Annotated in this window: 20 protein-coding genes; 10 read left to right on the top strand and 10 right to left on the bottom strand. The window is 41.4% G+C overall.

Features of this window, described 5'->3' with window-relative positions:
* Nucleotides 1–2: 2 nt before the first annotated feature.
* Nucleotides 3–998 (bottom strand): sugar transferase, encoded by a 996-nt coding sequence (locus PCIT_RS02500; RefSeq protein ID WP_010361479.1) that lies wholly within the window; start codon nucleotides 996–998, stop codon nucleotides 3–5.
* Nucleotides 999–1,197: 199 nt separating this feature from the next.
* Complete coding sequence (locus PCIT_RS02495) at nucleotides 1,198–3,318, bottom strand: YjbH domain-containing protein (protein WP_040697972.1); 2,121 nt, start codon at nucleotides 3,316–3,318, stop codon at nucleotides 1,198–1,200.
* Nucleotides 3,319–3,807: 489 nt separating this feature from the next.
* Between PCIT_RS02495 and PCIT_RS02490 the strand changes: the two genes are divergently transcribed.
* Nucleotides 3,808–5,415: a hypothetical protein gene (locus PCIT_RS02490; RefSeq protein ID WP_010361481.1), complete on the top strand. Its 1,608-nt coding sequence runs from the start codon at nucleotides 3,808–3,810 to the stop codon at nucleotides 5,413–5,415.
* Nucleotides 5,416–6,071: 656 nt separating this feature from the next.
* Here PCIT_RS02490 and PCIT_RS02485 read toward each other — a convergent pair.
* Together PCIT_RS02485 and PCIT_RS02480 are read right to left on the bottom strand one after the other, a co-directional pair.
* Nucleotides 6,072–6,749, bottom strand: coding sequence for a site-specific integrase (locus PCIT_RS02485; protein ID WP_010361482.1), 678 nt, complete (start codon nucleotides 6,747–6,749; stop codon nucleotides 6,072–6,074).
* A 563-nt stretch (nucleotides 6,750–7,312) separates the two neighbouring features.
* Complete coding sequence (locus tag PCIT_RS02480; RefSeq protein ID WP_010361483.1) at nucleotides 7,313–7,762, bottom strand: REP-associated tyrosine transposase; 450 nt, start codon at nucleotides 7,760–7,762, stop codon at nucleotides 7,313–7,315.
* A gap of 312 nt (nucleotides 7,763–8,074) precedes the next feature.
* Here PCIT_RS02480 and dusA point away from each other — a divergent pair, with 312 nt between their 5' ends.
* The 7 genes from dusA to PCIT_RS02445 all read left to right on the top strand — a co-directional run bounded on the left by dusA (nucleotide 8,075) and on the right by PCIT_RS02445 (nucleotide 13,022).
* The gene (dusA, locus tag PCIT_RS02475; RefSeq protein ID WP_010361484.1) at nucleotides 8,075–9,088 is read left to right on the top strand and encodes a tRNA dihydrouridine(20/20a) synthase DusA; all 1,014 of its coding nucleotides are present in this window, start codon (nucleotides 8,075–8,077) and stop codon (nucleotides 9,086–9,088) included.
* 234 nt (nucleotides 9,089–9,322) lie between these two features.
* Complete coding sequence (locus tag PCIT_RS02470) at nucleotides 9,323–10,000, top strand: PspA/IM30 family protein (RefSeq protein ID WP_010361485.1); 678 nt, start codon at nucleotides 9,323–9,325, stop codon at nucleotides 9,998–10,000.
* A 103-nt stretch (nucleotides 10,001–10,103) separates the two neighbouring features.
* The gene (locus PCIT_RS02465) at nucleotides 10,104–10,313 is read left to right on the top strand and encodes a PspC domain-containing protein (RefSeq protein WP_010361487.1); all 210 of its coding nucleotides are present in this window, start codon (nucleotides 10,104–10,106) and stop codon (nucleotides 10,311–10,313) included.
* Nucleotides 10,314–10,329: 16 nt separating this feature from the next.
* The gene (locus PCIT_RS02460; protein WP_010361488.1) at nucleotides 10,330–10,650 is read left to right on the top strand and encodes a hypothetical protein; all 321 of its coding nucleotides are present in this window, start codon (nucleotides 10,330–10,332) and stop codon (nucleotides 10,648–10,650) included.
* Nucleotides 10,651–10,752: 102 nt separating this feature from the next.
* Nucleotides 10,753–11,277 carry a copper chaperone PCu(A)C gene (locus PCIT_RS02455; RefSeq protein ID WP_010361489.1) on the top strand — a complete coding sequence of 175 codons (525 nt, stop codon included), beginning with the start codon at nucleotides 10,753–10,755 and terminating at the stop codon, nucleotides 11,275–11,277.
* 2 nt (nucleotides 11,278–11,279) lie between these two features.
* Nucleotides 11,280–12,257, top strand: coding sequence for a DUF2333 family protein (locus PCIT_RS02450; protein WP_010361491.1), 978 nt, complete (start codon nucleotides 11,280–11,282; stop codon nucleotides 12,255–12,257).
* Nucleotides 12,258–12,260: 3 nt separating this feature from the next.
* The gene (locus PCIT_RS02445; RefSeq protein WP_010361492.1) at nucleotides 12,261–13,022 is read left to right on the top strand and encodes a TIGR04219 family outer membrane beta-barrel protein; all 762 of its coding nucleotides are present in this window, start codon (nucleotides 12,261–12,263) and stop codon (nucleotides 13,020–13,022) included.
* A 100-nt stretch (nucleotides 13,023–13,122) separates the two neighbouring features.
* Here the strand turns inward: PCIT_RS02445 and PCIT_RS02440 are convergent, their stop codons facing one another.
* Together PCIT_RS02440 and PCIT_RS02435 are read right to left on the bottom strand one after the other, a co-directional pair.
* The gene (locus tag PCIT_RS02440) at nucleotides 13,123–14,001 is read right to left on the bottom strand and encodes a TIGR03899 family protein (RefSeq protein WP_010361493.1); all 879 of its coding nucleotides are present in this window, start codon (nucleotides 13,999–14,001) and stop codon (nucleotides 13,123–13,125) included.
* Entirely contained in the window at nucleotides 13,998–14,480 is a 483-nt protein-coding gene (locus PCIT_RS02435; RefSeq protein WP_157592879.1) for an SRPBCC family protein, read from the bottom strand. Before PCIT_RS02435 ends, PCIT_RS02440 begins: the two co-directional genes overlap by 4 nt.
* 235 nt (nucleotides 14,481–14,715) lie before the next feature.
* Here PCIT_RS02435 and PCIT_RS02430 point away from each other — a divergent pair, with 235 nt between their 5' ends.
* Nucleotides 14,716–16,935 carry a bifunctional diguanylate cyclase/phosphodiesterase gene (locus PCIT_RS02430; protein WP_010361496.1) on the top strand — a complete coding sequence of 740 codons (2,220 nt, stop codon included), beginning with the start codon at nucleotides 14,716–14,718 and terminating at the stop codon, nucleotides 16,933–16,935.
* A gap of 371 nt (nucleotides 16,936–17,306) precedes the next feature.
* Here PCIT_RS02430 and PCIT_RS02425 read toward each other — a convergent pair whose 3' ends face one another.
* Nucleotides 17,307–18,638 carry a peptidoglycan DD-metalloendopeptidase family protein gene (locus PCIT_RS02425; RefSeq protein WP_010361497.1) on the bottom strand — a complete coding sequence of 444 codons (1,332 nt, stop codon included), beginning with the start codon at nucleotides 18,636–18,638 and terminating at the stop codon, nucleotides 17,307–17,309.
* A gap of 149 nt (nucleotides 18,639–18,787) precedes the next feature.
* Between PCIT_RS02425 and tyrS the strand changes: the two genes are divergently transcribed.
* Nucleotides 18,788–19,987: a tyrosine--tRNA ligase gene (tyrS, locus tag PCIT_RS02420; protein ID WP_040698008.1), complete on the top strand. Its 1,200-nt coding sequence runs from the start codon at nucleotides 18,788–18,790 to the stop codon at nucleotides 19,985–19,987.
* 98 nt (nucleotides 19,988–20,085) lie between these two features.
* Here the strand turns inward: tyrS and PCIT_RS02415 are convergent, their stop codons facing one another.
* The 3 genes from PCIT_RS02415 to PCIT_RS02405 form a co-directional block, all read right to left on the bottom strand.
* A complete protein-coding gene (locus PCIT_RS02415) occupies nucleotides 20,086–21,036 on the bottom strand; it encodes a cobalamin biosynthesis protein CobD/CbiB (RefSeq protein WP_010361499.1) in 951 nt (316 codons plus the stop codon).
* 17 nt (nucleotides 21,037–21,053) lie between these two features.
* Nucleotides 21,054–21,761, bottom strand: a complete 708-nt coding sequence (gene mtnN / locus PCIT_RS02410; protein WP_010361500.1) for a 5'-methylthioadenosine/S-adenosylhomocysteine nucleosidase — start codon at nucleotides 21,759–21,761, stop codon at nucleotides 21,054–21,056.
* A 122-nt stretch (nucleotides 21,762–21,883) separates the two neighbouring features.
* Nucleotides 21,884–22,474, bottom strand: coding sequence for a DUF2726 domain-containing protein (locus PCIT_RS02405; RefSeq protein ID WP_010361501.1), 591 nt, complete (start codon nucleotides 22,472–22,474; stop codon nucleotides 21,884–21,886).
* Nucleotides 22,475–22,539: the final 65 nt, after the last annotated feature.

Raw genomic sequence — 22,539 nt, 5'->3', positions numbered from 1 at the left:
TGCTACCTTCCCATTCCAAAAATAACGGTTTTAACGGTTAAGAGTAGAATCTTCAACTCCATACGCCAGTTCTGGTGCTTAATGTAATAAATATCAAACTTATGCTTCCAAATAGCATCTTCCGTCGATGCGCCATAAGGGTACTTTACTTGAGCAAGCCCTGTGATACCAGGTTTTACAGCATGACGAAATCGGTAATATGGTATTTCTTTTTCTAATTCATTGATAAATACTTCCCGCTCAGGTCGTGGACCTACAATTGACATTTCACCCTTACACACATTAATTAATTGTGGTAACTCATCAATTCGCGTTTTTCTAATAAATTTACCAACTTTAGTTACTCTTGCATCATTTTGGGTGGCCCATTGAGCACCGTTCTTTTCTGCATCATTACGCATAGAGCGAAACTTAATTACATCAAATTCTTTATTATATTGGCCTGTTCTACGTTGTTTAAAAAATATAGGCCCTGGAGATTCAAGTTTGATGAGGAGTGCAGTTATTATCCCAACAGGGATGCCAATGATGGCGATTAAGATTACAAAAAGTAGATCAATGCAGCGTTTTTCATTCTTGTGTCGGTTGTTAGACAGCAATGAAAAGGCTTTTTGATGTAAAAAATAACCAGTGTGTAATAATTTAACCTCTGTATAGCCCAACTTTCTGTCCAGGTAGCCCACTAGAGGTTCTACCCAGCTCCCATGTTCGGTGGCTGAGATGAGAAAAGCCTGTTGCTGATCATCCAGTTCGGAACTTTGAAAGTGGCATAGAGTAGCATCAGCAAAGTCTTGAATTGCGTAATTATTTATATCGTATGCCACCTTATGATTGGCCAATACGGATTCAATGGTATTAATACATGAAGTTGGGCAATAAATGTGAATGAAATTACTTCTTTCAGATACAATATTTTCGTTTTGATTAAAGTGTACACTCCTTATATTTTTTGGAGTTGTTGATTCAGAGTTATCTCGTGCTGCTGCAGATGTTTTCATTGTAGTCCGTTATAATGTTTGTTTTGTATCTGGAATAGCCAACGGGCTTTACTATTATATGATATTTTTAAAAGGATGGGAATTAGGTATCGGTTTGTTATTGTTTTAATTTTATAAACAGTGATGGGTGGTGTTGAGTAAACTCAACACCACCCATCACTGTGCTGTTTTCTTCCTTCACATTAACAGTGAACCTTTGTTAATTGAGCTTGAAATAAGCCTCGCGTAACCTAGGTAAGTGATGTTGAATGTAACTCTCTGATAACCTACTCTGATTAAACAACTCTGTTTCAATTGAGGTATCATCAAACGGCAATTTGCCTAGACCAAATGCGACGTTGTTATGTGATTCACCTACACGGGTTTGTATACGCTCCCTCCAATTGCTCTTACCTTTTATAACTCCGTACGGGGTTGCATAGTCTTTACGAGGAGTGAGTGGCACGGTTAAGCCTATACCAACAAACCGGCCTTTGGTGTCAAGGTAATAAACATCGAGTGATGTATCGCCAAACCAGAATTTACTGGTGAGCTTATAGCCGCTGTCTTTATTGAAAAACTTACCAACGCTTGCTGATAGGCTGATATCGTATTCTGATAAGTTGTACTGATAGCTGGTATTGTAAATTGTTTTGTCACCATCAAAATCTTGATAGTCAAAGTAGCCAAGCTGTGCACTGACTTGGTGACGGCCGCTTTCACTCATCCACATACTTTGGTGTTTAAAGCCTAAGTAATCAGTAAAATCGTAGTAATAGCCAATTTGCGTTTGGTTATAAATATTGTAGGGTAACTGCCAGTTTTGTTTGTAGGTTAAGCTGGTAAGGCCATCTTTATGCCTAAACCTTGTAAAAGGCTTGTTGTCTTTAAAATCGTCTGACGTGGCAATACCTTGCGTACCGGTAACGTTAATAGAGCCACCTTGCCAAATCGGTACCTCTAGCTGCGCTTTTAATGCAAGTGAATAGTCAAGTACACCAAGTTCAGTGGCTACGCCTTTTACAATGTCAGGGCTTAGCGTTAAGCGGGGCGTGTAATACGGGCTATTCGTCGAGCCAAAATTAACCCAAGTCAGGCCGCCATGCTGTATGTTTACTCGGTTGGTGATGGCTAAGTTTGGTGCACTGCCTGATTGTATAAAGCCTCTGTAATCATCTAACTGGCCAGATATTTGTATTTGCGGTATTTCTAGCTTTTGCAGTACTAAGTTGAAGTCCATACCCGGGTAGTTAAAGTGCGCTTGTAGTCGGCCTAATATCAACCCTATTGCGTCTAATTCGTTTTGATTAAATACATGGTTTTCAATAATAACGTGCACACTAGATAGGCTATAACCAACATGAATGTTTTCAAATCCATCGTCAAGCAACGCTGCTTTAAAGGCCATGGCTGTTTGTTCTAACTCTGAGTCAGTGGCTGTGTGCTTTACTTGCTTTGATTTCAGTAAAGTTGGCTTATTTTTTAGTTGGGGAGCTTTTGGCCCAGAACTGTTTGAATCAGCAGTGTTTGGTACTATTGGTTCTATGTGAGTCGTGGTTTGAGGCAAAAGCTGTGGTGCCGGCTTTACCGGCCTAAAGCTTTTATGTTCAGGTTTATTTAATTGGTATTTAAAGTTAATACCAAAATAGACATCGTCTTCACTTTGTTTATGGTCGTAGTAGTTTACAGCTAGGCTAATGGCAAGTTGATTGCTTAACCACTTGCTTGGCACATGTAGTTTGAGGCCTGAGCTGGTTGCTTCACCATCGTGTTCAGCAGTTATACTTAACCAGTTTGTTGCATGCCACTGCACACCGGCGAATGGGCCATCTAGTCGATTTGTTAGGTTATCTGTTGTGCCTGCACCAAGTGTTAAGTCAAAGTCGCCTAAGCGTTTGGTTGCAACCGCATAGTAAGCTTTGTAGTTGTTAGCAGCACCGCCTATGTCTTGTGCGCCCACGGCCAATGAAAACCAATTTTTGGGAATAAACGGCAACTGATATTTAGCATTGAAAGAGAGATCACGAATTTCACTAATGCCTTTTTCTCGATCATGAAACATGTTGTTGTGCATGCTATTACTGGCAATTTTACCGCCTACTTCTAACCCTTCAAATACACCGGTGTTGATTGTGAAGTTATGTCCATCAACAACGTCTGCTCGGTATTCAAGTTGATTATTATATTGCGTATGTAAGCTACCGAAGTCGGTTACATAAGCATTTGGGATGTTAATTAGCCCTGTGTAGCCGTAAAAAGATTGATTATCTGTTGTTGCAGCCATAAGTGGGGTGCTTGCCATCAAGCAAGTCCACATTAAAGTGTTGGTTTTTTTGCGCATGAGTCAACCGTGTTGTAGTGTTATTTTGTGTCGCAACAACTCAAAATCGAGAGTTTAAATGCGTTAAAATACGATTGTATCGAGGTTAATAAAAAATACCAACGGATTACTGTTGAGATGAGAAAAATATAAGTTTAATAGTAAAGTAGCAACAAAATTTATGATTAATAGCAAGTGTTTATCATATTAGTACCATTTTATATGATCTCATGTCGTACATAGGTATTATTCTGTTGGATGTTTGCGCTGCATATGCTACATTTGTAACGCTAAAAGTTAAAGCTAGGCCTTGGTTTGTATAAACTTTAGGTAAACTTAACTTGGCAGAAGTTCAGGGAGTGAATGAAGTCCCTGCTTAACTTTATTAAATTTTAATGTCTAAATTGCCATTAACTGTTGCTATGCATATAGTAATGGTTGAATTTAATGTATTGTTAACAGCGCACTTAAAAGTAGTTGTTAATTTTGAAAGGAACACAAGGACTAACCATGCTTGCTAATAAAAAATCACTTCTCGCTCTATCTGTTACTGCTGCGCTAACTCTAACGGGTTGTTTCAGTGATGATGACAACAATGTAACTGTACCACCTGTAGAGCCAACTGACCCAGTTGTTGTTGCACCTGATGCGCCAGCTGAATTGGGTTTAGTTATTAATGCAAACGTTGTTGATTCAGTAACAACTAACGTTTTAAATGCGAAGCTATCATTTTTAGAAAATGGCGAAGCAGCGAATAACATTGTAGATGTTAATGGTAACGAATTAAAGGTTGTGGATGCAGCAAACGGTAACGTTGTATTTACTAAAAAAGCAGACTCTGACATTACTGAAGTGACAGTGAGTGTTACTGCTGACGGTTACATTGGTAAAAGCTTTATAATTGATTTAACGGCTGCTGAAGGTGTTTCATCTGTCGCTGCTCAGTTAGCGTTAACATTGGCGAATGGTGCGGGTGTTACGACGGTCGCTGAAACTGTTGGTGCTGTTGGCGGTGCTACGTCTACGGCTGTAGAAGCTGCGTCATCAGGCAAATCAGGGGCTGGTGCAAATATTCCTGCGGGCACTCAGTTATTAGATGCTGCCGGAAATGCAATTTCAGGTGAGTTGTCATTAAGCGTAAGTGGTGCTGATAGCTCATCAAGCGCGGCAGCGGCAATTGTTCCTGCTGGCTTAAATGCTGCGGACGCTGCAAGCACGGCTAAATCTGCCGGTGTAGCAAACATTCTTATGGCTGATGCTAACGGGAATAAAGTAAAAAGCTTTGGTGACAGTGAGATCACTGTAACAATGGCCATTCCTGCTGATACCAAGAAAAATGGCGTTGCAATTAAAACGGGCGATACGCTCAAGTTGAAGTCGCATAATGAAGACACAGGTGTTTGGTCTGACGAAGAAAATGTAGTGACAATCGGTGATTTGGATGCTGAATCAAATACCTTCACTGGTACATTCCAAACAAACCATTTAACGTTCTTTTCATCTACGGTTGAAATTGAAGCATGTTCTTCAGATATCTCTATAAATGTGACAGGTGATGCCGTTCCAGCAGATGGACTATATGTTCAATTAGCTTCAAGTGATGCATCAGCAAACAGCTACATTGCTGGTGGTTCAACGACTACAACATTAGTTTCAGCAGATAACGCTAAACGCTTTGGTATCTCTGCAGATGCAACAGCATCAGTATCAATCGTTGATGTTAATGGTAATGTATGGTTTAGCTCAAACGAGGAAGTAGAAGTGTGTGGTGCTGTTACAGCAACACTTGTAAACCCAGTTGAGCAGCCAGTTAGCGAAAACTTTACTGTGACAGCTGCATGTGGTGACGGTCAAACAGTTGACGTAAGTAATGCGGTTGTGACGTATGGTTTAGCTGGTAAAGCGCAATCTATCGCGGCAAGCGCTGGTAATGGGTCATTCTCACTGGCTAATATGGTTCCAGCCACTACTGCTACGTATACTGTGACAGTTGATGCTCGTATACCTCTTGATAATGGTACAACTATGGCAACAGGTCCAATTACAGTAACTCCAGATGGAACTGCAGAATCAATCGCGCTAAGAGCTGATTGTGGTGACTTAACTGGTGGTAACTAATTTAATTAGTTAAACATTGGTTATACAAAAGGCCGCTGTAAAGCGGCTTTTTTGTGCGTGATCGAAAATTGATAGCAATAAAGTTATAGACGAATATAGAAATTAAGGTATTCAAGCGAGCGATAAACGCTCGCCTACGGTGGGGTGGTTTTAATTCGGACATTGGCGGTGCTTTATGCCGCGCTTTCTATAAAGGTTTTTTTAAGCGAACGATAAACGTCCGCCTACGGTGGGTTGGTTTTAATTCTGACGTTGGCGGGGCTTTACGCCGTGCTTTTTGAATTGAGGGTTTAAAGCGAACGGCAAACGTTCTCCTACGATGCATTGGTTTTATTCGGTCGTTGGTGGGGCTTTATGCCGCGTATTTTAATAAAGGCTTATTTAAGCGCACGGTAAACGTTCGCCTACGAAGGGTGTGGTTCTAATCGGTCTTTGGCGGGGCTTTACGCCCGCTTTTTTAAATTGAGGGTTGAAGCGAATGGTAAACGCTCGCTTACGGTGGGTTGGTTTTATACGGCCGTTGGCGGTGCTTTACGCAGCGCTTTTTGAAATGAGAGTTTAAGCGAACGGTAAACGTTCGCCTACGGTGTCATTGGTTTTATGCGGTCGTTGGCGGGGCTTTACGCCGCGCTCGGAAGGTGAACTGGGCATAAATATTAATTATGCCTATCTAGAAACCTCACCCAGTGCACATTGTTATTGATCACGCGTAGTGGTGATATCACTTGCTTTAATGCACTCAGCGGCGGAGCAGCGGCAGTTGTCTCGTCTTTTAACCCTAACAAATAGTAAAATGCAGCTTTGTTGGCGCGTTGCAACGCAGCAATGCGAATTTGTTGTTCAAAGTTTAAACGTAAGCTACTGATGGCTGTTTTATGACCTTGCTGATCGATAGAGGGTAAATCACATTTTTGTAAATACCCTAAACGCTCACCCTCGCCAGAAAACCAGATCCTGACTTTTTCGCTATAACGGCCTGACTTACTGGGTAAGTCGTAGAGTAAACGTGAATGCTGTTCTTCTTTTACGTGCTCAATATAGTCTTCCAAACCAGCTTGCCATAATGCGGTATGAATCGGAATAAGTCTGTGGCGTATCTTTCCGTGTGTTGTAAAGCTAAAGCAGTGTACCCCGTCTTTTTTTATTATGTCAGTAAGGTTGAGGCTGCCAATTTCATCGCTATAGGCACCTGTGTAGTAAGCAATCAGAGGGAGCCAAAAGTGCCAATGTTTAGGTTGTTCACGTTTTTGCCGTTCATCGCCATAAATATAGCCATTAAACAATGTGTGTAGCTCCATGGCTGAAAATGCTCGACGACCTAAATGGGACTTCATGGTGAACTAAATACCTACTTTATACGTAAGTGCCTAGTTTATATTGTATTTGAGGTGTGGAAAAGAGATGTTGTGTTTATGGGGTTAAAAGGGCGTTTTTGCGAGCGGTAAACGCTCGCCTACGGTAGGTTGGTGTTGGCGGGGCTTTATGCCGCGCTTTTTAAAAAGGCTTTTTTAGCGAATGGTAAACGTTCGCCTACGATGGGTTGGTTTTACTCGGTCGTTGGCGGGGCTATACGCTACGCTATTTTTAATTGAGGGTTTAAGCGAACGATAAACGTTCGCCTACGATGGGTTGGTTTTACTCGGTCGTTGGCGGGGCTTTATGCCGCGCTTTTTAAAAAGGCTTTTTTAGCGAATGGTAAACGTTCGCCTACGATGGGTTGGTTTTACTCGGTCGTTGGCGGGGCTTTATGCCGCGCTTTTTAAAAAGGCTTTTTTAGCGAATGATAAACGCTCGCCTACGAAGGTTTGGTGTTATTCGGTTCGTTGGTGGGGCTTTACAGCGCGCTTTTTTAAATCGAGGTTTAAAGCGAACGGTAAACGCTCGCCTATGACACTTTTTATAAGTATTTGCACCACCAATAAGGATATTGACTAATTTTCTGTACGAGTTTTGCACGTAGTGGGTTTGCGATGATGTATCTCGCATTATGCAGCAGCTCGGTTTCGTTTCGGATCATATGGTCATAGTAATCGCGTTGCCATAGTCGTTGATTGTTTATTAACGGGCGAAGTATGCTCGTCAATGTGCCTTTAAATGAACGTATAAAGTCACTTAAGGTCGTTACCGTGGATAGTTGAATAAGTAGGTGGATATGGTCCGGCATGATCACAAAGGCAATTAAATCGATTGATAGTTTTTCACAGCGCTCAACTAGCTGTTTTGTCACGGGTCGGTTTATTGTTAAAGATGAGAAGTAGGGGGTTCTTTTATGTGTGACGAGGGTGATTGAGTAATAGTGGTGTGGTATTGAAACTCGACCTTTTGTCAGCAAGTGTGATTTATGCATATTTCATCCATGAAAATTAGCGTGGTGTGTTGGTAAAAGGTAGTAGGTAAATGCGCTCATTGATAGTTTAAGCGAACGGTAAACGTTCGCCTACGGTGGGTGGGTTTTATTCCACTGCGTTGGCGGGGCTTTACGCCGCGCTTTTTATTGGGGGTTTAAAGCGAACGATAAACGTTCGCCTACGGTGCGCTTTTTGAGGTTTGAGCGAACGGTAAACGTTCGCCTACCTAATACATGCAGTTTTGGTGGGTATCGTGTATACTGCGCGACCTAATTTATGACAGTCTAATGTTTTGCGTTGCGGGGTTGATAATGAGCCAAATCGAAAAAATAATTAAAAGTGATCATCTATTTACACAAGGTGGTGACTTTAGGCGTTTCTCCGTGGCACCTATGCTGGATTGGACTGATAAACATTGCAGAACCTTTCATCGTAAATTGACTAAGCATGCGGTGCTGTATACCGAAATGATCACAACCGGGGCCATTTTATTCGGTAAAGGGGATTATTTGGCGTTTGGCGAACATGAAATGCCTGTGGCATTGCAGCTGGGTGGGTCTGATCCTAAAGCGTTAGCTGAATGTGCGAAACGTGCTGGCGAATATGGTTACAATGAAATTAATTTAAATGTAGGTTGCCCGTCGGATAGAGTTCAAAATGGGCGATTTGGCGCTTGCTTAATGGCTGAACCCCAGCTGGTGGCTGAGTGTGTTGCGGCGATGAAAGCTGAGGTTGAGATTCCTGTTACGGTTAAAACGCGTATTGGTATAGATGAGCAAGATTCATACGAATTTTTAACGGCGCTCATTGAGGCATCACAACAAGTTGGCTGTGACGATTTTATTATTCACGCGCGAAAGGCGTGGTTAAAAGGGTTAAGCCCGAAAGAAAACCGCGAAGTGCCTCCGCTTGACTACCCGCGAGTATATCAACTGAAAAAAGACTTCGCAGATCTGCACATCAGTATTAATGGGGGGGTTAAAACCCTTGATGATTGTCAGCAGCATCTGGCGCATTTAGATGGTGTGATGATCGGTCGTGAAGCTTACAGTAACCCCTATATGCTGAGTCAAGTCGATGAACTTTTATATGGTGAGCCTGCCTTTACGCAAAGTCGTCATGAGGTAGTACGCAGTATGTATGACTACTTTGAAGTGCAAATGACGCAAGGCGCTAACTTTTGGCATATTGCACGTCATATGTTGGGTATTTTTCAAAGCCAGCCAGGTGGGCGTGCGTTTAGACGCCACTTATCAGAGAATGGTCACAAACAAGGCGCTGATATAAGCGTGATGGAAAAAGCACTGGCGTGTGTTCCTGAGTAAGTATTTGCACAAACACTAAAATTTAAAAAAGCCATACAATTTTATTGTGTGGCTTTTTTAGTTTAAATCACCACTTTTTAGTCAAAATCTTCATTGTACTCCCTCTCTGAAATACTCAGTATGCTATTAACTTTATGAATTATAAGTGTTTTTAATCTTTGGCATAAAGCTTGGAACATATTATTTATATCAAGTTTTATTAGTTATGTTTACGCCAATGCAAAGGAGCAGATCATGGCCTTAATCAATCGAATTGAAGATCTCATTAAATCAGAAGTGTCAGCTTTTTTAGATAAAGCTGAAGATCCAAAAAAAATGACTGCACAAATTAAAATTGAATTGCAAGACACGTTAGCACAGTGTCGTGCGACTGCAGCCACAGTGATTTGTGAACAAAAGTCACTTTCACGAAAAATTGCAGCTAATCAAAAGCAAGTGAATGATTGGCAACAAAAAGCGGAACATGCGTTAAGTAAAGGCAGAGAAGATCTCGCTAAGGCTGCACTCAGTCATAAGCATACAGCACAAGCGCAAATTGATGCGGCTCAGCCTCAGCTTGTTTCATTGTCAGATGCGCTTGCTAAGCTGAATGACGATGCAGATCGTCTTGTGGCTAAAATAACGGCATTGAATGTCAAAGAGCAGCAGTTATCAAGGCACGAGAGAGTTGTCTCGGCACGAGCTCGTATTAGGCAAACTCTGGCTTGTGACGAAGTTGAAAGTGTATTGACGCGATTTACACAGCTAGAGCGTAAAGTAGATCGTATTGAATCTGAAGTAGATAGCTATGATTTAGGTCAGCAAAGCACACAGGCGCAGTTTGATGCATTGGAAAAAGAAGAGCAACTGTCGAGTGAGCTGGCAAAACTAAAGCAGCAAGTCGCCGAGAAGTCTCAACAAGCTGCAAACTAAGTTCGGTATTAAACCTTGACCATGCGTTTTACCGGTGAGCTTTAAACTCTTTTTTAAAACCAAAGATAGGCTCACCAATATAAGTCGGTATTTTGGAGGCGTTATGTATACACAATCTAAATCTAATTTTAAGCAGCAATGTTTTCGTCACATCAAAAATAAAAAATTGGGCGGTGTCTGTGCTGGGCTTGCGGAGCGGTTTAATTTGCCTCGTTGGTTAACCCGGGTGCTGGCGCTCTTTGTATTTTTGAAATTTCCCCTTTTAACCGTTATCGCGTATGGCGTCGCTTATTATACGATGCCAACCAAATAAGGCTAAGGAGCAAGCGATGAAAACTGTATTTTTAATATTGGCTGCCCTGTTTTTATTTTCTACAATTTCGTGGTTGAATGCACCGCTTGCTTGGATAAGCATTCCAAACTTTTTTAATGAACTAAGCTGGGTAGGTATGGAACTCGCAGGTTTGTTAGTTGGCATAGTACTGGTGATTGCGCTGCTTGCATTGCTTAGCATTGGCGTAGTGGGGCTGGCGCTAGTTTTGTTGATAGGGGTGGTGTTAGCGCTGCTCTTTAATTCTATTGTTATCGCGGTTCCGTTATTAATGTTAGTGGCATTAGGGTGGCTGTTAAGCGAGGGTTTATCTACATGATTTTACACTCCATATGAGGGGAATTAGTACTAAACTATTTACTTCAAATTACTGACTTCATGGTATGATTTAAATAGTTGCTATTTTATTTAAGGAAAGCATATGTTTGCTAAATTTATGGCGTTGGCCAGCGGCCTTGCTGTTTCGACTTTCGCACTTTCTCATCAACATAACGAACATTCGGCGCATGAAAGCAGCGATCATACTCAAAATAACGTTAATATTGTTATAAGCGATGCTAAAGTGCGGGCTTTCCTGCCTGCTTCTCATTCTACAGCTGCTTACTTTACTTTAAATAATCAGTCTCGCAACGACCTTGAACTGGTTAAAGCCACAATTAAAGGGCTAGGGCGGGTCGAGATCCATGAGCATGTGCACCACAATGGCATGATGAAAATGCAGCAAGTAAACAAGTTAGTTGTGGCTGCAAATGAACAAGTAAAATTTCAGCCGGGTGGTTATCATTTAATGGCCTTTGAACCTGAGTATGCTTTGAAAGCGGGCGAGAAGCGTAAATTAACACTACATTTTGCAAGTGGCAGCCAAGCTTTTACAATGATAGATGTTGTTTCATTGAAAGATTCATTTAAAAAAGTAGAAAAAGCACATCACCATCATGAGGATTAATAATGCAGCAATATTTAAATAAAATAATAGCAGGCTTAGTTGGCCTGGTATTATTAGGCTATATTTTAGCCGTGTATTGGAGCGCGGAGCCCGATGTTTTCGATGTAGTTGCTGCTGCGCAGCAGCAAACTGCACAGAAGCCAGTGATTGGTTACGTTACTGCGAATACTTTAGTTGAAGTGAGCGCAACGTTACTAGATAAGCCGGGTGGATATTTGTCAAATGATATGCTCCCGCCAAGCGTATTCATGGATAACATGCCTGCATGGGAGTATGGCGCTTTAGAAATGGTACGAGATCTTGCTTTGTCTATGCGTAAGGACTTTAGCCGCTCTCAATCGCAGTCTACCGAACATATAGCACTGAAAAAGGCACAGCCTCAGTTTAATATAAGCTCAACAGCATGGGCTTGGCCAAGTGCTGAGGGTGAATATCGCGTCGGTATTGAACACTTGATAGCGTATCGAGACCAGATTGCTGATCCGAGTAATCGCGATAGCCAATTTTATGCCAGAGCCGATAATTTAAGAGGCTGGTTAAAAGAAGCAGAGAAGCGCTTAGGAAGCCTAAGCCAGCGGTTAAGCGCAAGCGTAGGCCAAGACCGAGTCAATACTGATCTAGCTGGAGATAGTGCTGCAGAGCAAGCGACTTACACGCCAAGTAGTGCGCAAGTCAAAACGTCTTGGTGGAAAATTGACGATGTATTTTACGAGTCACGAGGTGCAAGTTGGGCGCTGCTGCACTTTTTGAAAGCGGTAGAGCATGATTTTGCAGATGTATTAGAAAAGAAAAATGCGCGGGTGAGCTTACAGCAAATCATTCGCGAATTAGAAGCGACTCAAGAAACAGTCTGGAGCCCGATGATCCTTAACGGCAGTGGTTTTGGTCTTGTTGCCAATCATTCATTGGTGATGGCAAATTATATTTCACGAGCTAATGCAGCTCTTATCGAACTTAGTGAACTTTTAGCGCAAGGATAAAAAATGAAAAAGTACTGTCTAGTTGCAGCTTTGTCTATGGCAAGTTTGGCTCCTGTTGCCCATGCCGATACTCTACTTGGTTTATACTTAGGAGCGGAAGGCTGGCAAGCGGATAGCTCAGGGAGTTACCAAGAAAAAGGCAATGCCCAATCTTTTGACTTTAAAGATGAAACGTTTACCAGTTTTTACGCAGCCCTTGAGCATCCAATTCCATTAGTGCCCAACATTAAGTTGAAATATACCGAATTGGAATTAGATGGCTCTGCCACTTTATCTGAAACGTTTGAGTTCAATGGTAAGAATTACACGGTTGGCACGCAAGCAAACACAGTGACAGACTTAAATCATATTGATTACACATTATATTATGAGTTGTTCGATAATGATTTGGTGTCATTTGACTTTGGTTTGAACTTCAAGCAATTCGATGGCTCTATTCAATTAGCAGGCACAGCAGAAGGGCAATCAATCACTGAAACGAGGGATTTTTCTGGTGTAGTACCACTTGGCTATTTACGTGCTGAAGTTGGCTTACCTATGACGGGGTTGAGCGTCTTTGCTGAGGGCAGCATGCTTGCAATTGATGATAGTAAGATCAGTGATTATCAAGTTGGCATTGCATGGGAAGTGATTGATAACTTGGCTGTTGATGTTGCAATTCGTGCCGGTTATCGCTCAATGACACTTGAACTTGATGACGTTGATGATATTAGTACGGACATTGATACATCTGGTCCATTTGCGGGTATTCAGCTGCATTTTTAATACTGATGCGTACATTACTTAATGACTTAATTAAACCCTGATATTTCAGGGTTTTTTATATTGATTACGTTAGCTTGAGCCAGTATTTAAAGAGGACTGTTCACTCCCAGTTACACTCAAATTCTTCATTGAAAGCATGCTCTAATTGCCCTTTATATTGCTTATTTATTGGTACGGTAATGAGTTTTTTTAATTCATCACCTGTTTGCGTTAGTTTGTAATAGCTCAACACCAAGTCATTACTTTTTGCTGTTAATGAGAGTTTTTTGCCCTGAAATGACAAAGAGAACGGCTGTTCAGGTTTCAGGTTGGACGATTCAATCTCTTGTCTATAAAGCAGTCCAATATCCATTAAAGTTAATACATTAGGAAAACTCAGTCCCGCTTTACTAAGGTTAATAGATTCCTTATTCCCTTTACGTAATAAGTCGAAAAATGATGGTTTTTTGTAATACCCAATTAAAATAATATAGCTGTCTTCTTTTGCTAAATATCCACATAAAGGAGCGCACTTTTGTAAAGCACTCGCTTCTCGTTGTGTCATTTGTTTGAGGGTTTGTAAGCTTTTAATTGAAAAAGTACCCGGAGAGACGGTTTCACCCACTAAGATTTTTGCCCACAGCTTTTGCATCGACTGGTTAGCAATATCTTCCGCTAAATCGATAAAGTGTTCTAACCAGTCAGGATCTGGCCTGCCGCGGCTGGTGACATCAGGGCATAAGGCCAAAGCATTTGCCATAATTGACTCAATGTTGAGTTGGCGCTGTATCTTCGTGAGTTGCTGGCGTTTCAACGCTCTTTTTAACGGGCTGTCGTTACTTTGCACAACATAGTCAATAGGTGTCTTTCCTTGCGCACTGTAGCTATCATCTGAGCCAGTATGTGCGCCTCTATGAGCTTTTTTAATCATAGTGACACCAAGCTTTTCTTCAATGAGTAGCGCTAAGCTTGATTTTACTTGTGCATTCTTTACGGTCATTGGTTTGCCTGTAACTTTACGTGTGTATTTATGTTGTTGATTGCAGATATTATCATTTGCTCTAGGTAAAACTCACAATAGAGCGCAATAAAGCCACCGAATAAGCTTGAGTAGATCATGCCATTCAGATGCCAGTTAATCTTTGTTTTGTTGGCAGATGTTGTGCTTGTTAACCTACCATAGCCGGCGTGTTCATCATTTATGAGTAGTGAGAACTCTAAGTTGTGGTCACTTTGTTTTACAACTGTTATTTCCAAATGTCCTAATGCATGCTCTAGCTTAATATGCGCACCAGTTCCAGTACTGGGGGTTGATATACTCGTGTTCCTGATTCCTGTCAAACGATGCCAAGCCATGATATTTGGCCAGTTTTTAAGATCTAGCAAGAGCTTAAATGGATGAGGCTGTGTTGTTGCAATTGTTTGACTATGGTTAACTTGGTACTGATGAGGCAGTAACCAACCAAAGGTTATGAACAATAACCCTGCAAACAAGAGTGCTTTTGCACTAGATAGGAAAAGTTTGATAAGTCGCTCCTAGTTTTATTTATCAACATACTTCACGCAAGTGTTTGAACATCGACTATAATATTGCTTGGGTGTTAATAAATTTCAAACGTGGTAGTAAAAATGTACCACATTTCGTAGTATGGTAAACATGCGATTAAGCGCAAAGCTTTAACTTTAAAGCGGTAAGTGGGTTGAAGGATAGAGAATGGCGTCTGAGCAAGATGATTTTTTGTTTTTAGATCATGATGAAGAAACGCATGAACAAGCGAGTACCAATGATTTTTGGGATGTGCTTGTTGTAGATGACGATCCTGAGATTCATTCTGTGACTAAACTGGCTCTTTCTGGGGTCGAGTTTTGGGGGCGTTCACTTCGGTTTCATCATGCATATTCGGGGAAAGAGGCGATTGAGTCGCTGATTCATAACCCTGAGATATGTATTCTATTACTCGATGTTGTAATGGAAAGTGATGACGCAGGTTTAACGGTTGTTAAACGTGTGCGCGATGAACTACAAAATCATAATGTACGTATTATTTTAAGAACAGGGCAACCCGGTTATGCTCCTGAAGAGCAAGTGATCCGAGAATACGACATTAATGACTACAAAATGAAAACGGAGCTAACTCGAAGTAAGTTGGTTACGTCTTTAATGACAGCTATTCGCTCTTACCAACAAATATGTGAACTAGAAGCGCAAAGCACAGCATTGACGCGTATTCTTGAAGCATCACACGCGATTTTAGGTCACAGTGACATGAAAACCTTTGGGTTAGCAGTAGTCATGCAGCTAGCCAAGATTCTGGGGAGCGAGCCAAATGGTATTGTCAGCGGCATTCATGGTGACGATAAGCGGATTTTAGTTTTAGGCGGTACATCTGATTACCAGGCATTTTTCGGTCAAGGTCTAGAACAATTAGATAATGGTCGCGTGATCATGCAAGTACAAAACTGTTTTGATTATGAAAAACATCAACAAACAGAGCATGATATTACTGTATTACTACAAGGTAAAAGCCGCCGCGCAGCAGTATATCTTGAGTTGGATGTGAAGCCTAATCCAGCCCAATTGCAGTTTATGGAAATATTTTTAGCGAATGTCAGCGTGGGCTTAGATAACATTAAGTTGTTCAATGAGCTTAGAGATGTCGCTTATAAAGACCCTTTAACAAAACTACCTAATAGAAGCAGCTTTGCTCAGCAAGTCGAGCGGTATTACATCGAAAGTAATGAAAAATCTCCTGGAATCAACAACGAACTATTATTTGTTCTTATTGATATTGCACAATTCTCAGATATTAATAATGGGCTAGGTCAAGAAGTGGGTAATCAGCTTCTTTTAGTGGTTATGCAGCGATTACAGCAAGAGTTTATTGATTCAGAGCTTATTGCCAGAATTGGCGCTGATGTATTCGGTTTATTGTTACCTAAAAGCAGTTTTGATGAGCAGCACTTCATTGATGCTTTAATGATACCGTACCAAGTTAATGAGCATATTTTAACAATGCACTTTCACGTTGGAATTTGTGAACAAAGCGATTTCAGCCAACAAGGGCTAGACACGTTAAAACTGGCCTATATTGCTTTAAATCAAGCTAAGCAAGGCAAAAAGTTTTTAGATTGGTACTCACCAGATTTAGAAGAGAAAATGGCATGGCGGTTGGGTTTGATTCGCCAATTAAGACAAGATTTTGAGTATGGTAAATTAGAGGTGTGGTATCAGCCACAATTGTCACTCGACACTCTTGAGGTGATTGGTTGTGAAGCCTTACTGCGTTGGCCCTCAGACAACGGACATTATATTTCTCCAGCTATTTTTGTTCCGCTAGCAGAAGATGCAGGGCTGATAGTCGATATTGGACAGTGGGTTTTAGAGCAAGCCTGTTTGCAACAAAAAAAGCTGGTGGCTGTTGGCATGGATATTAGCGTGGCTGTGAACGTATCTGTGCCACAATTTAAAGTAGCCAACTACGCACAAGGCGTTAAAGACACCTTGTTAGCCCACAAAGTTGACCCTAAAAAGATTGAACTTGAAGTAACAGAAAGCGTTGTTATGGATGAAATTGGTGTAGTAATAGATACCTTACAAGAGCTACAGGAGTTTGGCGTTGAAGTAGCAATTGATGACTTCGGTACTGGCTTTTCTTCCTTGAGTTATTTACAAAAGCTTCCTTTAGCAAGGCTGAAAATTGACCGAGCATTTGTGAAAGATATTCCAGATAATGACAGCGGTGCTATTGCCGATTTGGTTGTGTCATTAGGCCGTCACTTGGGGTTGAAGACTATTGCTGAAGGTGTTGAAACACAAGCTCAGGCCGACTTATTGAAACAATTGGGGTGCGATGAGGTGCAAGGTTTTATGTACGCAAAACCGATGCCTAGCAATGAATTAATGGCTTTTTTGAAAACGCATAAACCAAACTAGTATCTAAGCAGTGGCAGCTTTTTTATTTGTTTAGGTTGAAGCTAGAGGGGCTTTTATTTTGCTAGCGTGTTGTTATGGCGGTGAGCGCTTATTATTGTGTTAAGTGGTCATTTTCTGATGTTCAAATCGTGAATAAAAAGCGCAAATAAGGGCTTAGGCTTACTTGGCCTCGAACTTCGTTAATAAACGTTGGCTCTGTTAAGTAATAGACCCTCTACAGTTAGCCTAGAAGAGGTAATGAGTATCGCCTCGTAATGTGATTGTTATAAAATTAATAACTGTGACTGATATACAAAAAAACCTCATCCAGATGAGGTTTTTTTGTATGTTAAGGTTAGCTAATGTTCTTAAGCTGAATATAGTTGCTACTGCTACTTATTAAGTGCCAGCTGTAACTCTCTATGCTTTTGCAACTGAGCCAATAACGTTTTTGCGATTGGCTTAAATTTAGCTAATTCACCTTTTGGTAGCGGTTGTGATTTTGGTAGTTGTACGGTTCTTGGGTTTCTATGTACACCATTTACCAGAAACTCATAGTGTAAATGTGCGCCAGTAACACGGCCAGTCGCACCGACAGTCCCAATTTTTTGACCCTGCTTCACCTTTTGACCATTTTTTACATGGCGCTTATTTAGGTGCAAGTATTTGGTAACGTATTTACTGCCGTGTTGTATGAATACGTAGTTACCATTGAGCCGGTTATAGGCTGATTTGATAACTTTACCATTACCGGATGAAACGACCGGAGTTCCTGTTCTTGCTGCGTAATCAATACCTCTATGCGCAGAGCGGCGTCCCGTGACTGGGTGTAAACGTCGAGGGTTGAAATTAGAGCTTATATATTTGAAGTTAACAGGCGCGCGTAAGAAGGCTTTTTTCATACTGCGGCCCTGCGCGGTATAAAAGTTATTGTCGGTATGCCTTATTGCGGTGTAGCGCTCGCCTTGGTTAATAAATTCAGCGGCGATGATTTTACCATTGCCAATCTCTTCACCTTCGACATAGTGAGATTCATAGATAATAGCAAACTGATCACCTTTGCGAATATCATTGGCAAAATCCACATCCCAACCAAATATATCTGCAAAGTTCATAATTTGGCGCTCGCTTAAGCCCGCAGCGATACCCGCAGTCCAAAAGCTTGACGCAATTTCACCACTGGCCGACTTTTCTATGGTGTCAATTTCTTTACTTTCAATCGCTGTGTCATAGCGACCTTCATCATTGAGTGTTACCAATAGTGTGTCTGTTTTTGACAGAACATATTTGAGCTGTGCTAAGGCACCACTTTGATCACTTGCAAAGCTGAGTGTTTCGCCAGGGTGAATTTTAGTGAGCTTGCGCGTTTCTTCATTTGTGTTAACAAGGGTATGAAGCGTTTTTGCTGAAAAGCCCGCTCGCTTGAATATGGTTGCAAGGCTATCACCCGATTTCACTTGATGATCTTTAAAGTTGAACTCAATATGCGTTTGAGGAGCTATATCAGTGCTATCGATAGCATTTAATTCAGTAAGTTGCTCAGGCTGTTCACTGACTTTAACGGGGAGTTCATATCGTTTGCCGACTTCTAATGCTTTTTTGTCATGGTCTTTGGATGCAGTGGCTTTTTCTGAAGGAATTAAAGCAACAATAGCCATTGCTGACGCAACGCCCAGAATTAGCAGTTTGTGTTTTTTAGGGAGCTTGTGCACCACGTTCACCATAAAGCGCCTTTTCTGATGTCAAGAAATATAATAAATATTATTGCAGGATATACGCAATAAAGCGTTAATACCAGTATTTTGTGCATTTAAACTGATCCAAATATAGGCTAGAATCGACCGATAAACTGAATTTTTTGGAGTGATGAATGGTGGACTTAGATACTGCATTTGCAGAGATAAAACGCGGTGCAGAGGAGATCCTGATTGAGGACGAATTACAAGAAAGGCTAAAGTCAGGTAAAAAGCTGAAGATCAAAGCCGGTTTTGATCCAACAGCCCCTGATTTACATTTAGGCCACACTGTTCTGATCAATAAACTTAAGACCTTTCAAGACCTAGGCCATGAAGTGATCTTCTTGATTGGTGATTTCACCGGAATGATTGGTGACCCGACAGGAAAAAATGTAACACGTAAGCCGTTAACGCGTGAAGACGTGCTTGCCAATGCAGAAACGTATAAAGAGCAAGTGTTTAAGATCTTAGACCCAGCTAAAACCACGGTTGCGTTCAATTCTACTTGGATGGAACAATTAGGCAGTGCCGGTATGATCAAGCTTGCAGCCAACCAAACTGTTGCTCGTATGCTTGAACGTGATGATTTTAAAAAGCGTTATGCGAATGGTCAATCAATTGCCATTCATGAGTTCTTATACCCATTAGTGCAAGGTTGGGATTCTGTTGCGCTTGAGGCCGATGTTGAACTAGGTGGGACTGATCAACGCTTCAATTTGCTAATGGGTCGTGAGCTACAAAAGTCTGAAGGGCAAAAGCCGCAAACAGTACTGATGATGCCGCTACTAGAAGGGACTGACGGTGTTCAAAAAATGTCTAAGTCTTTAGGGAATTATATTGGGATCACCGATGCACCAACTGATATGTTTGGTAAAGTGATGTCTATCTCTGATGATCTTATGTGGCGTTACTACGAACTACTGAGTGCCTTATCACTTGACGACATTGCGGCTTTAAAGCAAGAAGTAGTTAATGGCCGTAACCCTCGTGACATTAAAATTGATTTTGCGAAAGAAATGATCGCGCGCTTTCATAGTGAAGAAGATGCACAAGCGGCACATCAAGACTTTATTCAGCGTTTTCAAAAAAATGCCTTACCAGATGACATCCCTGAGATGACGATTGAAATTGCTGAGCAGACAACGTTTATCACCGCTTTGTTAAAAGAAGCTGGATTAGTGGCGAGTACTTCAGAAGCCATGCGTATGATCAAGCAAGGCGCTGTTAAGCTAAATGGCGAGGAAAAGGTGACTGACACTAAGCTTGCTATTGAAAAAGGAACAACGGCGATTTACCAAGTTGGTAAGCGTAAATTTGCAAAGATCACAGTCAGCTAAGTTGATTGTCTAGTTCGTTACTAGGGCACGATTTAATATAAAATGGTCAGCATTGCTGGCCATTTTTGTTACTTCTTCCTATGGGTTATAGAACGTTATTATTTAATGCTAAGTAATTGCATCACTATGAGTGACAGCACCCAAGTTAATACCAGAAGCAACCCACTGAAGACCTGAATTCGCTTGAGCAACGCTAGCAATGCAATGAGATCATTGGGTTCTGGATGGCGTTCACTACCTACACGCATCTTTTTAAACCGTTCCCCATGGTACAAACACGGCCCACCTAATTGAATGTGCAGGTTTGCTGCAAATAAGCATAAAATCCAACCAGAATTTTTCTGATAAAAAAACCGAGCGTAGTGTTTTAAATAGTGACGGACTTTTTTGTAGTTTAAGCTAAAAGCCATTATGAGGACAAAGCCGCGCACAGGTAGCCACTCTAATACGTTAAGTAATCCAGAAAGCGGTTTTATAAAAGCTGAGTTTGGCTTTATCTCAGTTCGCCAAGCATGATTGCAGAGCAATAACAGTTTGTAAGTTAGCGCAGCGATGGGGCCTGCAATTAAATAGAATACGATGACTAAGTAGTAATGGCGTATCGTACGCATAGCCGTGCTATCTATACATGCTTTAGCTATTCCGATGCTAGATAGAGTGTCGACCTCTCTGGCCACGATTGTTGACAATAATTGCCTCGCAGTCGCTTTTTGACCTTGCTTAAGGAGCGTTGCAATACGTTTTGTTCGGGTTGCTGTTTGAGTATCTAGGCATAAATAGAGTACTAAACCGCCAAGCCATTGCGGGTGAAATGCCAACATACTCAATCCCAAAGCGAGGGTAAGTAAGGTCAGTATGGGTAAGCTAAAGGCTAAAATACCCGATAAAAATTGGTAGTTTTTAGTATGTTTAGGCCGATAAACGCGTTGTACCACGCCTTTAAACGTTAATTCAAATAAAGTAAAAGGGTGGTAACTACTTAATACGGGAAAACTATGTGCACACAGTAGTGCTACTGCAAAGATAAGCAAGCCCTGTAGGGCCTGCAATAGGTCTACCATCACTATTAAAGCGTAACGGTTTTCAGCTGCTCTAGTAACTCATTAACAAGCTTTGATGAGTTAATAGATGCCACTTCTAAATATTCTTCAAAAGACTGCGGTGACTCTTTACCCGCAATATCAGAGAGTGAACGGATCACAACAAACGGTGTATGGAGCACGTGGCACGCTTGTGCTATTGCTGCACCTTCCATTTCTACCGCGAGCATGGTTGGGAAGTCTTTACGTGTTTGATCAATGCGGACTGGATCACACATAAATGAATCGCCTGTACAAATTAGGCCTACCATTGTTTGTGTATCCGAAAGTGTTGCGACACTTTTTTGTGCTGCTGTGATAAGCGCTGGATGTGCTGCAAAACCTGCTGGCATTTGCGGTACTTGGCCAATTTCATACCCAAAAGCAGTTACGTCTACATCGTGGTGACGTACTTCATTTGAAATAACTACATCACCTACATTTAAAGAAGGCTCAAACCCACCTGCAGAGCCGGTGTTGATAACGCAATCAGGTGTAAAGTTGTCTATTAGTAGCGTGGTTGCTACTGTTGCGGCTACTTTTCCAATTCCTGATTGAACCAGAGTAACAGTGTGGCCCGCCAATTCACCAGTATAAAATGTAAAGCCACCTTTGCTGGTTTCTGTCTTGTTGGCAATAGCGCCTCGCAAAATCGCTACTTCCGGCTCCATGGCACCAATAATACCTATTTTCATGATTAAATTCCTAAACAAAGTTGCTGATTATTATACCTAAGGTTGGCTTAAATGCGAGTTTGTAAAATGAGCTTTAAAGTAAATGAAAATAGCAGGTGTGAGACCTGCTATTATTAAATATGTTAAATTTCTGCCAAGCTGGTGGAATGCGCTTTTGCTTGTGAGGGCGACATTACTGCGGGTTTTTCCACACGGGTTCTTAATTTTTTTGGTGGTTGAGGTGTTTTACCCAATTTGAATAAAATGGCGTTGCGAACTTCGCTTGCCTTGTAGCCCGCCTTCACTTTCATGCGTATGTGAGGAATATTTGCTGATTCAAGCGCGCCATTTACGAACCAGTCACGTTGAGCTTTGTGCCCACCTTTATTGCTGTTATTAACCAAATCTACCGCAGCAACAATGGTCAGTGTTTCTTTATCTACCAGTACGTAGTCAAGCTGTTTGTTTTTTGCTTTCGTTATGGCTGCGCGACGGGCTTTTTTTGATAAACCAGGCTTACATTCAATAAGGTCAATGAGTTTGACTCGGCTTACAATTTTAAACTTATCACCGACCGCACGTTCTAGGAGAGTTAAAAAAGACGCTTCGACAGTGCTAAAAACAGATTCTTTTCTACTAAAGGGATAAGGATTGCCTCCTACATCGCTATATTTTGCCGCAACAACTGAAGCAACTACAACTAGGGCTAGGATAGATAATAAAGCGAATTCCATAAAACACTCCACAACGACATTTTGACAGTTGATTTAATTAAGCAATTGTCGTGCCTGTTTGTGGA

The sequence above is a fragment of the Pseudoalteromonas citrea genome, assembly GCF_000238375.3.
Taxonomy (GTDB): Bacteria; Pseudomonadota; Gammaproteobacteria; order Enterobacterales; family Alteromonadaceae; genus Pseudoalteromonas; species Pseudoalteromonas citrea.
The sequence above is the reverse complement of the archived record's forward strand: the minus strand, read 5'-3'. Positions and strand labels throughout refer to the sequence as shown.

Excerpts from the sequence above, each read along its gene's own strand:
- PCIT_RS02500 (WP_010361479.1), bottom strand. The coding sequence starts at position 998 with ATGAAAACATCTGCAGCAGCACGAGATAACTCTGAATCAACAACTCCA.
- PCIT_RS02495 (WP_040697972.1), bottom strand. The coding sequence starts at position 3,318 with ATGCGCAAAAAAACCAACACTTTAATGTGGACTTGCTTGATGGCAAGC.
- PCIT_RS02490 (WP_010361481.1), top strand. The coding sequence starts at position 3,808 with ATGCTTGCTAATAAAAAATCACTTCTCGCTCTATCTGTTACTGCTGCG.
- PCIT_RS02485 (WP_010361482.1), bottom strand. The coding sequence starts at position 6,749 with ATGAAGTCCCATTTAGGTCGTCGAGCATTTTCAGCCATGGAGCTACAC.
- PCIT_RS02480 (WP_010361483.1), bottom strand. The coding sequence starts at position 7,762 with ATGCATAAATCACACTTGCTGACAAAAGGTCGAGTTTCAATACCACAC.
- dusA (WP_010361484.1), top strand. The coding sequence starts at position 8,075 with ATGAGCCAAATCGAAAAAATAATTAAAAGTGATCATCTATTTACACAA.
- PCIT_RS02470 (WP_010361485.1), top strand. The coding sequence starts at position 9,323 with ATGGCCTTAATCAATCGAATTGAAGATCTCATTAAATCAGAAGTGTCA.
- PCIT_RS02465 (WP_010361487.1), top strand. The coding sequence starts at position 10,104 with ATGTATACACAATCTAAATCTAATTTTAAGCAGCAATGTTTTCGTCAC.
- PCIT_RS02460 (WP_010361488.1), top strand. The coding sequence starts at position 10,330 with ATGAAAACTGTATTTTTAATATTGGCTGCCCTGTTTTTATTTTCTACA.
- PCIT_RS02455 (WP_010361489.1), top strand. The coding sequence starts at position 10,753 with ATGTTTGCTAAATTTATGGCGTTGGCCAGCGGCCTTGCTGTTTCGACT.
- PCIT_RS02450 (WP_010361491.1), top strand. The coding sequence starts at position 11,280 with ATGCAGCAATATTTAAATAAAATAATAGCAGGCTTAGTTGGCCTGGTA.
- PCIT_RS02445 (WP_010361492.1), top strand. The coding sequence starts at position 12,261 with ATGAAAAAGTACTGTCTAGTTGCAGCTTTGTCTATGGCAAGTTTGGCT.
- PCIT_RS02440 (WP_010361493.1), bottom strand. The coding sequence starts at position 14,001 with ATGACCGTAAAGAATGCACAAGTAAAATCAAGCTTAGCGCTACTCATT.
- PCIT_RS02430 (WP_010361496.1), top strand. The coding sequence starts at position 14,716 with ATGGCGTCTGAGCAAGATGATTTTTTGTTTTTAGATCATGATGAAGAA.
- PCIT_RS02425 (WP_010361497.1), bottom strand. The coding sequence starts at position 18,638 with ATGGTGAACGTGGTGCACAAGCTCCCTAAAAAACACAAACTGCTAATT.
- mtnN (WP_010361500.1), bottom strand. The coding sequence starts at position 21,761 with ATGAAAATAGGTATTATTGGTGCCATGGAGCCGGAAGTAGCGATTTTG.
- PCIT_RS02405 (WP_010361501.1), bottom strand. The coding sequence starts at position 22,474 with ATGGAATTCGCTTTATTATCTATCCTAGCCCTAGTTGTAGTTGCTTCA.